At 68.5% G+C, this 11,945-nt stretch carries 14 protein-coding genes and 1 pseudogene; 9 read left to right on the top strand and 6 right to left on the bottom strand.

All coding sequences use genetic code 11. From position 1 onward, the window contains the following. The first annotated feature begins 77 nt into the window (after positions 1–77). Positions 78–1,088 carry an esterase-like activity of phytase family protein gene (locus tag U1839_RS09305; RefSeq protein ID WP_332803373.1) on the top strand — a complete coding sequence of 337 codons (1,011 nt, stop codon included), beginning with the start codon at positions 78–80 and terminating at the stop codon, positions 1,086–1,088. Here the strand turns inward: U1839_RS09305 and rpmB are convergent. Beyond that, entirely contained in the window at positions 1,075–1,368 is a 294-nt protein-coding gene (gene rpmB, locus U1839_RS09300; RefSeq protein ID WP_281128654.1) for a 50S ribosomal protein L28, read from the bottom strand. The two genes, U1839_RS09305 and rpmB, sit on opposite strands and share 14 nt — an antisense overlap. Positions 1,369–1,536: 168 nt before the next feature. On the opposite strand from rpmB, the gene U1839_RS09295 reads away from it, so the two are divergent. Both U1839_RS09295 and U1839_RS09290 read left to right on the top strand, forming a co-directional pair. After that, positions 1,537–1,815: a hypothetical protein gene (locus tag U1839_RS09295; RefSeq protein ID WP_332803372.1), complete on the top strand. Its 279-nt coding sequence runs from the start codon at positions 1,537–1,539 to the stop codon at positions 1,813–1,815. An 84-nt stretch (positions 1,816–1,899) separates the two neighbouring features. Further along, positions 1,900–2,328, top strand: coding sequence for a nucleoside deaminase (locus U1839_RS09290; RefSeq protein ID WP_332803546.1), 429 nt, complete (start codon positions 1,900–1,902; stop codon positions 2,326–2,328). Positions 2,329–2,331: 3 nt separating this feature from the next. Here the strand turns inward: U1839_RS09290 and U1839_RS09285 are convergent, their stop codons facing one another. Further along, the gene (locus U1839_RS09285) at positions 2,332–2,625 is read right to left on the bottom strand and encodes a 4a-hydroxytetrahydrobiopterin dehydratase (protein WP_332803371.1); all 294 of its coding nucleotides are present in this window, start codon (positions 2,623–2,625) and stop codon (positions 2,332–2,334) included. A gap of 63 nt (positions 2,626–2,688) precedes the next feature. Here U1839_RS09285 and U1839_RS09280 point away from each other — a divergent pair, with 63 nt between their 5' ends. Genes U1839_RS09280 through U1839_RS09270 form a run of 3 tightly spaced genes read left to right on the top strand, consistent with a single transcriptional unit; the run spans position 2,689 to position 4,333 of the window. After that, the gene (locus U1839_RS09280; RefSeq protein ID WP_332803370.1) at positions 2,689–3,105 is read left to right on the top strand and encodes a metallopeptidase family protein; all 417 of its coding nucleotides are present in this window, start codon (positions 2,689–2,691) and stop codon (positions 3,103–3,105) included. Continuing rightward, entirely contained in the window at positions 3,102–3,692 is a 591-nt protein-coding gene (gene ccmA, locus U1839_RS09275; protein ID WP_332803369.1) for a heme ABC exporter ATP-binding protein CcmA, read from the top strand. The genes U1839_RS09280 and ccmA overlap by 4 nt, the downstream gene beginning before the upstream one ends. After that, complete coding sequence (locus U1839_RS09270; protein WP_332803368.1) at positions 3,689–4,333, top strand: heme exporter protein CcmB; 645 nt, start codon at positions 3,689–3,691, stop codon at positions 4,331–4,333. The genes ccmA and U1839_RS09270 overlap by 4 nt, the downstream gene beginning before the upstream one ends. Before the next feature lie 222 nt (positions 4,334–4,555). On the opposite strand, the gene U1839_RS09265 is transcribed toward U1839_RS09270, so the two are convergent. Further along, on the bottom strand, positions 4,556–5,866 hold the full coding sequence (locus tag U1839_RS09265) for a hemolysin family protein (protein ID WP_332803367.1): 1,311 nt from the start codon (positions 5,864–5,866) through the stop codon (positions 4,556–4,558). A 9-nt stretch (positions 5,867–5,875) separates the two neighbouring features. After that, on the bottom strand, positions 5,876–6,811 hold the full coding sequence (locus U1839_RS09260) for a LysR family transcriptional regulator (RefSeq protein WP_332803366.1): 936 nt from the start codon (positions 6,809–6,811) through the stop codon (positions 5,876–5,878). Between the two features lie 94 nt (positions 6,812–6,905). Between U1839_RS09260 and U1839_RS09255 the strand changes: the two genes are divergently transcribed. After that, the gene (locus U1839_RS09255) at positions 6,906–7,769 is read left to right on the top strand and encodes an aldo/keto reductase family oxidoreductase (RefSeq protein WP_332803365.1); all 864 of its coding nucleotides are present in this window, start codon (positions 6,906–6,908) and stop codon (positions 7,767–7,769) included. A gap of 134 nt (positions 7,770–7,903) precedes the next feature. On the opposite strand, the gene U1839_RS09250 is transcribed toward U1839_RS09255, so the two are convergent. Continuing rightward, positions 7,904–8,701, bottom strand: coding sequence for an SDR family oxidoreductase (locus tag U1839_RS09250; protein WP_332803364.1), 798 nt, complete (start codon positions 8,699–8,701; stop codon positions 7,904–7,906). 57 nt (positions 8,702–8,758) lie between these two features. Here U1839_RS09250 and U1839_RS09245 point away from each other — a divergent pair, with 57 nt between their 5' ends. Together U1839_RS09245 and U1839_RS09240 are read left to right on the top strand one after the other, a co-directional pair. Beyond that, the gene (locus tag U1839_RS09245; RefSeq protein ID WP_332803363.1) at positions 8,759–9,541 is read left to right on the top strand and encodes an ATP-binding cassette domain-containing protein; all 783 of its coding nucleotides are present in this window, start codon (positions 8,759–8,761) and stop codon (positions 9,539–9,541) included. A gap of 367 nt (positions 9,542–9,908) precedes the next feature. Further along, positions 9,909–11,441 (top strand): ABC transporter permease/substrate-binding protein, encoded by a 1,533-nt coding sequence (locus U1839_RS09240; RefSeq protein WP_332803362.1) that lies wholly within the window; start codon positions 9,909–9,911, stop codon positions 11,439–11,441. A gap of 117 nt (positions 11,442–11,558) precedes the next feature. Here U1839_RS09240 and U1839_RS09235 read toward each other — a convergent pair. Further along, a pseudogene (locus U1839_RS09235) lies at positions 11,559–11,945 on the bottom strand (hypothetical protein); the annotation flags it as partial.

Here is an 11,945-nt window from a genome sequence, read left to right as displayed (position 1 = left end):
GAATGGGGTCGTTAGCCGCCGTTCAGAAATCACCACCCCCATTGCGCGGCGGCGCGGCGTCCCGCAGGGCGAACGCGATGCGTATCTTCTGGTCGATCCTGCTGGTTCTGGTCTTCGTGCCGCAATGGGCGGGCGAGCCGCAGCTGCCCCTGCTCGGCGACGACCGACGAATCGACACCGTGCCAGTAAGCCTCGATCCCGCGCATCCGGCGCTGCGCCGCGTCGGCGAGCTGTTGTGGCTCGGCGGCATCGAGCTGCGCGGGCGCGGCGAGGCCTTTGGCGGCTTTTCGTCGCTGCACATCGACCATGGGCGCTTCACCCTGCTCAGCGACGGCGGCAACATCGTCTCGTTCCGGCTCGGCCGTCACAATATCGCCGAACAGGTTCGCTTTGCCGAGCTTCCCGACGGCCCCGGCACCGGCTGGGTGAAATATGACCGCGACAGCGAAGCAATGGCGGTCGATCCGCGCACCGGGCAGATCTGGGTCGGGTTCGAGCGCGCCAACGAAATCTGGCGTTACGCGCCGGGCTTCGCGCGCGCCGAGGCGCATGCCGCACCGCCGGCGATGGACGACTGGGCGGTCAATACCGGCGCCGAATCGATGACGCTGCTACCGGGCGGGGGCATGCTGGTGATTGCCGAGCGGGCCGGAGAGAAGGGCCATCGCCATCATCCCGGCATCTTCTTCGCCGGCGACCCGACGCAACATCCCCGATCCGGCTTCCGCTTCGAATTCGTACCGCCGCCCGGGTTCGACCCGAGCGACATGACCGTCCTGCCCGATGGGAGACTGTTGATCCTGACGCGCCGATTCGCGCTGCCGTTCGTCCTTTCGAACAAGCTGGTGGTGGTCGATCGCGCGGCGATTCGGCCAGGCGCGACGGTGCGCGGGCGCGAGATCGCGACGCTGGCGGCGCCGCTGATCCATGACAATTTCGAAGGGGTGGTCGCGACTCGTGAAAACGGCGCGACGATCATCTGGCTGGTGTCCGACGACAACCAGCTCTTCCTGCAACGCAGCCTGCTGCTGAAATTCAGGCTGGCGCCGGAGGCTGTGCCCCCGGCGAACCGAATCAAGCGGCGGTAGCGGTACGCTTCTTGGAGACGTCGCGCTTGAGGCGGCGCGCACGTAGCGACAGCTTGTCGTCGGTCGTCTTGACCAGCCAGTTGTCGAGGCCACCGACATGCTCGACCGAGCGCAGACCGTGCGTCGAGACGCGCAGCTTGACGCTGGTGCCCAGCGCGTCGGAGATCAGCGTGACATTCTGCAGGTTCGGCAGAAACGTCCGCTTGGTCTTGTTGTTGGCGTGGGAAACATTGTTACCCACCAGCCGGCCCTTGCCGGTCAGTTCGCAGATGCGCGACATGATCGTTAAATCCTGATATCGGACCAGCCAAGCCGGTCCCGGAAAGGCCGCGCCGATAACCAGTTCGGGACGGTGCGTCAACCGATTCAACCTTTACCATGCAACCTTAAGCGGGAATCTAGCGTTAATTACGCAAGCGATTCGACTTAACCATCCCGGAGACACCCCATGCGCGCACTTCTCGTTCTGATCGGCCTCGCCGCACTCGTTGTCGCCGGTCTGCTCGCCACCGGCATGATGACGCTCTCGACCTCGCCCGGTTCGCTGCCCAGCCTGCACCTCGAGGGCGGCAAGGCGCCGGCGGTCAAGGCCGACGTCGCGACCATCTCGGTCGGCACCGAGAACAAGTCGATCGAAGTCCCGACGGTGACCACCACCACCAAGTCGATCACCGTTCCGACCGTCACGATGAACAAGCCGGCCGAAACCGGCAACACCGCGCAATAAGTCACGCGGCGCTGATGCCATGTCGCGCTGGCGGAAGCCGGCGCGGCGCGGCATGAGGCGGCGATGTTTCCGATCCCCGCTCCGATGCGCGCCGCGCTCGACGCCGCGGCGCAGGCCGCCGGCCAGGGCGAGGTCCCGGTCGGTGCCGTCGTCGTCCGCGATGGCGTCGTCATCGCCACGGCGGCAAATGCGCCGCGCATCTCGCACGACCCAACCGCCCATGCCGAGATGCTCGCGCTGCGCGCGGCCGCGGCCACGCTCGGGGTCGAGCGACTCGACGATTGCGACCTGTGGGTGACGCTTGAGCCATGCGCGATGTGCGCCGGCGCAATCGCTCATGCCCGGATCGCCCGTCTCTATTATGGCGCCAGCGACCCCAAGGGCGGCGCGGTCGAGCACGGCCCGCTGCTCTTCTCGCAGCCCACCGTGCATCACCGCCCGGAAATCTATGCCGGCATCGGCGAGGGCGAATCGGCCGCGCTGCTCAGGGATTTCTTCGCCGCGCGGCGCTGAGCCTCAATCGACCAAAGCGTCGATCGCCTCGGCAAGATCGACGTCGCGCTGCGACAGTCCGCCGGCATCGTGCGTGGTGAGCAGGATATCGACGCGGTTCCACACATTCGACCATTCGGGATGATGATCGGCCTTTTCGGCGAGCAGCGCGACGCGCGTCATGAAGGCGAAGGCGGCGCTGAAATCGGGAAAGGCGAAGCTGCGCGTGATCGCGTCGCGCGCCTCGTCGAAATCCCATTCGTCGAGCGCATCGAGCGCCTCGGCGCGGGCTTCGTCGTCCAGTTGTGCGATGTCCATGTCCGGGTCCCTGTCGCTGTCACGGCCGTTGCCGTGCCGCCATTTGAACCCTAGGCATAGCCGATGCCCTGCAACGATCAATCCGGCCCGCTGACCGCGCCCGACGCCGCGACGATCGAGGTCTATGCCCGCGCCGCGCTCGCCGCGCTGCCCGAGCCCTTCGCGCAGCATCTCGGCGATGTCGTGCTGCTGATCGAGGAGTTCGCCGACGAGGAAACGCTCGCCGCGCTCGGCATCGAGGATCCGTTCGAGCTTTCGGGGCTCTATCATGGTCGGCCGCTCGGCGAGAAATCCTCGCTCGATTCGGGGACACTGCCCGACCGCATCCATCTCTATCGTCGCGCGATCCTCGACGAATGGATCGACACCGGCGTCGCGCTCGATGCGCTGGTGACGCATGTGCTGGTGCACGAGGTCGGGCATCATTTCGGCCTGTCCGACGACGACATGCACGCGCTCGAAGATTCGGTGAAAGATTGAGCGCGTTGCTGGCGTTCCATGACGTGCGTTGCGTCCGCGGCGGTCGGCTGCTGTTCGAGGGATTGTCCTTCGCGCTCGCCGCCGGCGAGGCGGCGCTGGTCAGCGGGCCCAATGGCGTCGGCAAGTCGAGCCTGATCCGCGTCGCCGCCGGGCTGCTGGCGCCGGCGCATGGCACGGTCGAAGGGCCCGAAACGCGCGCCCTGATGGCCGAGGCGCTGGCGCTCGATCCGGCCCGGCCGCTTGCCGAAGCGCTGCTGTTCTGGGCGAAGCTCGACGACAAAGCCGATCCGCCACGCCGCGTCGCCGGGGCGCTCGCCGCGACCGCGCTCGCACCGCTTGCCGAGGTCCCTGTGCGGCTGCTCTCGACCGGGCAGCGGCGTCGCGCGGCGCTCGCCCGCGTGGTGGCGAGCGAGGCGCCGGTATGGCTGCTCGACGAGCCTGCCAACGGCCTCGACACAACCAGCGTTGCCGCACTGACCGCGCTGATCGCGCGCCACCGCGCCGGGGGCGGCGTGGCGCTGGTCGCGACGCACCTCGCGCTCGACTTGCCCGATGCGCAGGTCATCGCCCTGGGGACGGCGGCATGACCGGCCTCGCCACGCTGGTCGCGCGCGACCTCGGCCGCGCCTGGGCGGGCGGCGGCGCGGTCTATCCGATCGCCTTCTTCCTGCTCGTCGCGATCCTGTTCCCCTTCGCGGTCGGCCCCGACACGGTGCTGCTCGCGCGGATCGGTGGCGGCGTGATCTGGGCGGCCGCCTTGCTCGCAGCGTTGATGCCGGTCGAGCGGCTGATAGGCCCCGATGCCGACAGCGGCGTGCTCGACCAGTTGGCGACGCGCGGTGTGGCGTTGAGCGGCGTCGCGGCGGCGAAGATCGTCGCGCACTGGCTCACCTTCGGCCCGCCACTGATGCTCGCCGCAGTGCTCGCGGCGGGGTTGCTCGATCTGCCGGCGGCGACGCTGTGGCGCGTCGAACTTGGGCTGCTGCTCGGCACACCCGGTCTGGCGGCGCTGGCGGTGGCGACATCGGCGCTGGTCGCCGGCCTGCGCGGTGCGAGCGCGGTGGCGGGGCTGGTGATGCTGCCACTGGCGGTGCCGCTACTGATTTTCGGCGCCGGCTCGATCGACGGCGGCGTAGGCGCGCTCAAGCTGCTCGCCGCGGTCAGTCTGTTGCTGGTCGCCGGCGCGCCGTTCGTCGCCGGCGCGGCGATGCGCGTGGGGATGGAATAGCGGATACAAAGCCGCGCAGCGTGCCAGGAAGCGGTAAAATTGGTTCGCGCGGAGGCGCGGAGGCGCGGAGATGTCGTGTACGCGGCGAGGTATCGCGCGAAATACTGGTGCGTGATTGCGTTGCCACAAGAGCAGCATCTCCGCCGACGCGGACCGACTGCCGCGAGCGCAACATCTCCGCGCCTCCGCGCCTCCGCGCGAACAAATCTCTTCTGTTTAAACCTAACCGCGCCTCGGCGCCGCGCTGACCAGTAGCTTGTCGATCTTACGCCCGTCGAGATCGACCACCTCGAAGCGCCAGCCCTGTTCGACGAAGCTCTCTCCCTCGCCCGGCAGATGGCGAAACGCGGCCAGCGCCAGCCCTGCGACGGTCGCGTAATCACGGTCCTCGGGCAGGTCGATGCCGATGCGCTCGGCGAGCAGGTCGGCGGCCATGGTGCCGGCGACGAGCAGCGAGCCGTCGTCGCGCTCGACCACCGACGGTTCGTCGTCGGGATCGGCGTCGGAGACGAACTCGCCGGCGATCGCGGCGAGCAGGTCGGCGGGCGTGACGATGCCCTCGAAATGGCCGTACTCGTCATGGATCAACGCGATCGGCACCTCGGCCTGGCGCAGCGCATTGAGCGCGTCCATCGCGTCGATCTGGTCGATCACCACCGGCGCCTGGCGCATCAGCTTGCGCAGGTCGAGGCTCTCGCCGCGCACCAGCGCGGTGGCGATGTCGCGCGCCTGCACCACGCCGACTACGGCATCGACCGATCCTTCGGCGACCAGCAGCCGGCTGTGCCCGCAATCGCGCAGCGCCGCGCGCACCCCGGCATCGTCGAGCGCGACGTCGATCCATTCGATCTCGGTACGCGGCGTCATCACCTCGCGCACCGGCCGGTCGGCCAGCCGCACCACGCCCGAGATGATCGAGCGCTCATGCTCCTCGATCACACCCGATTTCGACGCCTCGGCGACGATCAGGTGAAGTTCCTCGGCGGTGACATGCTCCTCGGTTTCGCGCTGCAGCCGCATCAGGCGGAACAGCAGGCCACTCGACGAATCGAGCAGCCACACCAGCGGCGCGGTGATCCAGGCCAACCCGGCGACCGACGGTGCCATGATCGCGGCCAGCGGCTCGGGCGCGCGCAGGGCGATCTGCTTGGGTACCAACTCACCGATCACCAGCGACGCGTAGGTGGTGAGCCCGATGACGATGACGAAGCCCAAAGTCTCGGTCGTCTCGTGCGACAGGCCGAGCCACGCGAGCCGCGCGGCCATTGGCTCGCCGAGGCTCGCGCCCGAATAGGCGCCGGCAATGATGCCGATCAGCGTGATGCCGATCTGCGTCGTCGACAGGATCTTGCCGGGGTCGGCGGCCAGCGCCAGCGCGGTGCGCGCGCCGCGCTTCTTGGCCCGCGCCATCGCCTCGAGCCGCGGCTTGCGCGACGAGACGATCGCCAGTTCGGACATCGCAAAGACCCCGTTGAGCAGGATCATCGCGAGGAGGATGACGACGTCGATCCAGGGGAAGGGGGGGAGTGGCATGGCGCTGCCCTACCTTTGACGCGAATCGGGCGCGCGGGCAACCGCCCGATCCTCGGCCTTGATGAAATCGACAAAGGCACGCAGCGGTGCCGGCAGGTGGCGGCGGCCGGGATAATAGAGAAACGGGCCGGAAAATTCCTCCCACCAGTCTTCCAGCACCGGGACGAGCGCGCCGCTGTCGAAATGCGGTTGCAGCCAGCCCTCGAACAGATGGACGATCCCGAGGCCACCGATCGCGGCGTCGACCGCCAGGTCGACCGCGCCACCGAGCCGCACGACGAGCGGCCCGACAGGATCGATGCGCAGCGCCTCGCCGCCGCGGGCAAATTCCCAGGCCGGCGTCACGCCGCTGGCGAACCCACCGCTGAGACAGGCATGGGTCAGCAGGTCGCGCGGATGCGCCGGGGTGCCGTGCGCCGCAAGATAGGCCGGAGACGCGGCGGTGGCGAAGCGCTGCGTGCGCGGCCCGATCGGCACCGCGATCATGTCCTGTTCGAGCCGCTCGTCATAGCGCACGCCGGCATCGCAACCGGCGGCGAGGATATCGACGAAGCTTTCCTCGACCACCACCTCCATGCGGATGTCGGGATAGGCTTTAAGAAAGGGCGTAACGATCGCCGGCAGGACCAGCCGCGCGACGCTCGCCGGCACATTGAGCCGGAGCGTGCCGCTCGGCCGGTCGCGAAAGGCGTTGACCATGTCGAGCGTCGCCGCGATCTCCCCCATCAGCGGCACCAGGCGCTCGAGCAGCCTCGCCCCCGCCTCGGTCGCCGCAACGCTGCGCGTCGTGCGATTGAACAGCCTGACGCCGAGACGCCCTTCCAGCCGCCGGATCGCTTCGCTCATGCTCGAGGCGGAGCTTCCCGCGACGCGTGCCGCATCGCGAAAGCCACCCGCCTGCGCGACCGCAACAAAGGCGGAGAGGTCATCAAGTTCGAGCTTCATTGTTCGAAATACCGTACAGTTCGTGCATATTCATAGCTATTATCGCGCGTCACGACCATGCCCATATCCGGCCGATCATCGACAGGAGACGATCATGAGCGATATATCGACCGCCGGCAGCTTCATGCTCGGCGACCGCCGCGTGAACCGCATGGGCTATGGCGCGATGCAGCTCGCCGGCCCGGGTGTGTTCGGCCCGCCGCGCGACCACGCCTCCGCGCTCGCCGTGTTGCGCGACGCCGTCGCTGCGGGCGTGAACCATATCGACACCAGCGACTTCTACGGCCCGCACGTCACCAACCAGCTGATCCGCGAAGCCTTGCACCCCTATCCCGAGGGGCTGACGATCGTGACCAAGGTCGGCGCGCGGCGCGATGCCGATGCGTCATGGCTCCCCGCGCTGGCGCCGGACGAACTGGTCGCCGCGGTGCACGACAATCGCCGCAATCTCGGCGTCGAGACGCTCGACCTGGTCAATTTGCGCGTCGGGGCGGTGGAGCGGCCTGACGAGGGCTCGATCGCGCCGCAATTCGCCGCGCTTGCCGACCTTCAGCGAGCGGGGCTGATCCGCCATCTCGGCGTCAGCAACGTGACGGCGCGCCAGATCGAAGAAGCGCGCGGCATCGCCGATGTGGTCTGCGTCCAGAACCACTATAATCTGGTGCACCGCGCCGATGACGCGCTGATCGACGATCTCGCGGCGAAGGGCATTGCCTATGTCCCGTTCTTCCCGCTCGGCGGCTTCGCCCCACTGCAATCGGCGGCCCTGTCCGACGTTGCCGGGCGACTGGGCGCGACGCCGATGCAGGTGGCACTCGCCTGGCTGCTGCAGCGCGCGCCGAATATCCTGCTGATCCCCGGCACGTCCTCGCCCACGCACCTGCGCGAAAACCTCGCCGCGGCAGAACTGGTGCTGTCGGACGATGTGGTCGCCGAGCTGAACGCGATCGGTGCGTAAACCCTTCTCCCGGTGGGAGAAGGTGGCGCGAAGCGCCGGATGAGGGCAGGGGCGAAAGCAAACGGCGCCCGCCTGCCCTCACCCTTCCGCCGCTGCGCGGCTCCCTCCCTCTCCCAAATGGGAGAGGGATTGGATTACCCCTCGCCCACCAGCCCGCCGCGCATCATCTTGCGCAGCTTGCCGGGCATCCAGCGCGCGGCGAAGGCCATGCGATGCGCGGTCTTGCCGACATAGGTGTGGACCTTGTCGCCATGCACCGCCGCCCAGGCCGCTTCGGCGACGGCTTCGACCGGCGTCAGTTCGAGGCCGGCGTCGGTCACCGTGTCGCGGATCGAGCGGTTGCTCTGCCCGGCGCTCGAATCGAGCAGCGGCGTCGCAATGAAGCTCGGCATCAGGTCGCGGACCTTGATCCCGTCGGACGCCCATTCGCCGTCGAGCCCCTCGCTGATCGCGCGCACGCCGAACTTGGTCGCCGAATAGGGCACCAGGCCCGCCGAGCCGTAGATCCCCGATGCCGAGGCGGTGTTGAGCAGGCACGATCCCCGCGTCCGCGCGAGATAGGCATGGCCGATCCGCGCGCCGTTGAGCACGCCGACGAGGTTGATCGCCACCGTGCGGTCGATATCCTCGAAGCTCATCGTCGCGAGCGGCCCGCCCGTGCCGATGCCGGCATTGTTGAACAGCACGTCGAGCCGTCCGCCGCTCGCCCTGGTGAAGGCGTCGAGGCTCGCGACCCACGCCTCGCGGTCGCGCACGTCCATGAAATAGGTTTCGACCATGCCGGCGGGCAGCGACGCGGCGGTCTCGGCGAGGCCCGCCTTGTTGACGTCGGCCAGTCCGACGCGCCAGCCGCGCGCCGCGAACAGGCGCGCTGTTGCCTGGCCGATGCCCGACCCGCCACCGGTGATGAAGATCGCTTTCGGCTCGCTCATGCCCTGTCCCCTGTTCCTGTTTGACCCTGTGCCTATCGTCCCGCACAAGCAAAGGCGATGGCAGATTTGCGCGCCAAGGGTCCCTCGATCGTCTTTGCCGGCGTCAGCAAGCGCTATCCCGGCGGCACGGTCGCGGTCGACAATGTCTCGCTCGAGATCGCGCCGGGCAGCTTCGTCGCGCTGGTCGGCAGCTCGGGCTCGGGCAAGTCGACGCTGCTCAAGACCGTCAACCGGCTGATCGCGCCCAGCGCGGGGAGCGTCGCGATCGGCGGCGAGGATGTCGGCGCGGTGCCGCCACCCGAACTGCGCCGCCGCATCGGTTATGTCTTCCAGAATGTCGGGCTGTTCCCGCACATGACCGTCGCGGAGAACATCGCCATCGGCCTGCGCCTCGCCGGCGTGAAGGAGCGCGGCGCGCGCGTCACCGAACTGCTCGCGCTGGTCGATCTGCCCGCCGAGGTCGCCGCGCGCATGCCCGATGCGCTGTCGGGCGGGCAACGCCAGCGCGTCGGCGTCGCACGGGCGCTCGCCACCGCGCCGGGGCTGATGCTGATGGACGAGCCCTTTGGCGCGCTCGATCCGGTCACCCGCGACCAGCTCGGCACCGCGATCCGCGCGCTGCACGATCGGTTCGGCCTGACGACGCTGATGGTGACGCACGACATGGCCGAGGCACTGATCCTCGCCGACCGCGTGCTGGTGATGAGCAACGGCCGCATCGTCGCCGATGCCACGCCCGCGGAGCTGCTCGCCGGCAAGGGCGGCCCCGAAGCCGATGCGCTCGTTGCCGTGCCGCGCGCACAGGCGGCGAAGCTCCACGCGCTGGGGGCGGGGGCGTGAGGGCGCACACTTCATACCTCCCCGGCACGGAGTGTCGGGTTGGATTGCTCCCAGCAATCCAAGATCGCGCCGGGGGCGCGATCGACCCGACACTGGGGACCGCGCGCTTCTTCAGCGCGTGGTGGAGGGGGCGGGCCCCGGGCGCAACAAATACCTCCCCGGCACGGGGAGGGGGACCAGCGAAGCTGGTGGAGGGGCTGGTCGGGAGTGACCGAGCCCCAGACATTTACCGCGCGGTCGCCCAGCGGTGGCGATCGAGAAAGAGATATCCGAAGGCGCGATCTCACCCGACCAGCCCCTCCACCGCGCTGCGCGCGGTCCCCCTCCCCGTACCGGGGAGGTATGAGGTATCGCGGTCGGCACAACCATGACCGCCTTCCTCGAAGCCATGACCCGCGTGCCCGATCTGCTCGCCGCGCATCTGCTGCTCGCCGCCTCGGCGCTGTTGCTCGGCATCGCGATCAGCCTGCCGCTGGCGGTCCTTTCAGCGCGCCAACCCACGGTGGCACGCGTCGCGCTGGGCTTCGCCAGCCTCGTCCAGACGATTCCCTCGCTCGCATTGCTCGCGCTGTTCTACCCGCTGCTGCTGTCGCTCTCGGCTTTGGTCGGCGGCGGCATCCCGGCGCTCGGCTTCCTGCCCGCGCTGCTCGCCCTCACGCTCTACGCACTGCTGCCGATCCTGCGGAACGGCGTGGCCGGGCTCGCCGGGATCGACCCGGCGGTGCTGGAGGCGGCCGACGGCGTCGGCATGACGCCGTGGCAGAAGCTCCGGCTGGTCGAGGCGCCGCTCGTCGCGCCGGTGCTGATGGCCGGCATCCGCACCGCCGCGGTATGGACGATCGGCGCGGCGACACTCTCGACCACGGTCGGCCAGCCGAGCCTTGGCGACATCATCTTCGCCGGTTTGCAGACGCAGAACTGGGCGCTGGTGCTCGCCGGTTGCGTCAGCGCGGCGGGGCTGGCGCTGGCGGTCGACGCGCTGCTCGGCGCCGTCGAATATGGCATCCGCCATCGCAGGCGCATGCCGGTCATCGCGGCGAGCATCACGCTGCTCGTCGGCGTGGCGCTCGCGCTGGTCCCGCTATGGCCGCGCGGTGGCCCCGAGATCACGATCGGCGCCAAGGACTTCTCCGAGCAATTCATCCTGTCGCGGCTGATCGGCCACCGGCTCGAGCGCGAGGGTTACCGTGTGCGCTACCGCGAGGGACTCGGCTCGGCGGTGCAGTTCGGCGCATTGACCAGCAGCGCGGTCGATATCTCGATCGATTATTCGGGCACGATCTGGACCAACCAGATGCGCCGCACCGACACCCCCGATGCGGCGACGATGCTGACCGAGATCGGTCGCTGGGGCGAACGCCAGCACCATATTCGGCTGATCGGCGCGCTCGGTTTCGAAAATGCCTATGCCTTTGCGATGCGCGGCGACGTCGCCCGCGCGCACGGCGTGGCCTCGCTCGACGATCTCGTCGGCGCCGCGCCGCAACTGCATTTCGGCGCAGATCTCGAATTCCTCGAGCGCCCCGAATGGGCCGCAATCAAACGCGCCTATCCGATCCGCTTCGCCAGCGCGCACGCCTATAACCCGACCTTCATGTACCGCGCGCTCGACAGCAGGCAGGCCGATGTCATCTCGGCCTTCTCGTCCGACGGCCGCATCGCCGCGCAGCATCTGACGGTCCTCACCGACCCGCGCCACGCCATCCCGCATTACGACGCGATCCTGATGGTCGATCCCAGGCACGCGCAGGACGAAAAGCTGGTCCGCGCGCTGCAATCGCTGGTCGGCCGCATCCCGGTCGAGGCGATGCGCGAGGCCAATTACCGCGTCGACCGCGACACCGACAAGGACAGCCCCGAGGCGGCGGCACGCTGGCTGGAAAGGCGCATCGGGCTTTGAAGGCGGGATGAACCGTCCGGATCACCCACGGGTAACGGTCGCGCCGTCTCATGCCACAGCGTCCGGGAACATCTGACCTGGATCGCCGCACCTCTCCGCGCTTCCCCGGCGGAGTGTTTAGACCGGAGACAAGGTAGACACCTGTTCGGGGACATGGTGGACGGATTTGACGATTTTTTGTCGCAGGTCGACCTGCGACAAAACATGTCGGCGATAGCAGAGATCGAACACGCCATCGGCGTTGGTGGCGCGCAGGGCGAGCTGGCGACCGACAAAGGCTTTCGAGCAGTTGATCTTGCGCCCTTTGAAGCTGAGCCAGGCGTTGTGAAGAACCTTACGGACATGGGCCTGGGGTTCGTAATCGGGCGGCGCGATGGTCTCGGGCATGGCGCGCTGGCTCATCGTGTAGCGGCTGGACGGCGTATCGAGACCGATCCCCTCATGCGGGCGGATGTCGTTGTAGACCTTGCGCCAGCGATCGAAGGCTGTCTGTGCGGTGGCGAG

It is taken from the genome of Parasphingomonas halimpatiens (assembly GCF_036663795.1).
GTDB lineage: Bacteria > Pseudomonadota > Alphaproteobacteria > Sphingomonadales > Sphingomonadaceae > Sphingomonas.
Note: the sequence above shows the minus strand (reverse complement) of the source record. Positions and strands in the feature narration are given on the sequence as shown.

Bases quoted from the DNA above. Each gene is read 5' to 3' on its own strand.
- U1839_RS09305 (WP_332803373.1), top strand. From the start codon at position 78: ATGCGTATCTTCTGGTCGATCCTGCTGGTTCTGGTCTTCGTGCCGCAA.
- rpmB (WP_281128654.1), bottom strand. From the start codon at position 1,368: ATGTCGCGCATCTGCGAACTGACCGGCAAGGGCCGGCTGGTGGGTAAC.
- U1839_RS09295 (WP_332803372.1), top strand. From the start codon at position 1,537: ATGCGCGCACTTCTCGTTCTGATCGGCCTCGCCGCACTCGTTGTCGCC.
- U1839_RS09290 (WP_332803546.1), top strand. From the start codon at position 1,900: ATGCGCGCCGCGCTCGACGCCGCGGCGCAGGCCGCCGGCCAGGGCGAG.
- U1839_RS09285 (WP_332803371.1), bottom strand. From the start codon at position 2,625: ATGGACATCGCACAACTGGACGACGAAGCCCGCGCCGAGGCGCTCGAT.
- U1839_RS09280 (WP_332803370.1), top strand. From the start codon at position 2,689: ATGCCCTGCAACGATCAATCCGGCCCGCTGACCGCGCCCGACGCCGCG.
- U1839_RS09270 (WP_332803368.1), top strand. From the start codon at position 3,689: ATGACCGGCCTCGCCACGCTGGTCGCGCGCGACCTCGGCCGCGCCTGG.
- U1839_RS09265 (WP_332803367.1), bottom strand. From the start codon at position 5,866: ATGCCACTCCCCCCCTTCCCCTGGATCGACGTCGTCATCCTCCTCGCG.
- U1839_RS09260 (WP_332803366.1), bottom strand. From the start codon at position 6,811: ATGAAGCTCGAACTTGATGACCTCTCCGCCTTTGTTGCGGTCGCGCAG.
- U1839_RS09255 (WP_332803365.1), top strand. From the start codon at position 6,906: ATGAGCGATATATCGACCGCCGGCAGCTTCATGCTCGGCGACCGCCGC.
- U1839_RS09250 (WP_332803364.1), bottom strand. From the start codon at position 8,701: ATGAGCGAGCCGAAAGCGATCTTCATCACCGGTGGCGGGTCGGGCATC.
- U1839_RS09245 (WP_332803363.1), top strand. From the start codon at position 8,759: ATGGCAGATTTGCGCGCCAAGGGTCCCTCGATCGTCTTTGCCGGCGTC.
- U1839_RS09240 (WP_332803362.1), top strand. From the start codon at position 9,909: ATGACCGCCTTCCTCGAAGCCATGACCCGCGTGCCCGATCTGCTCGCC.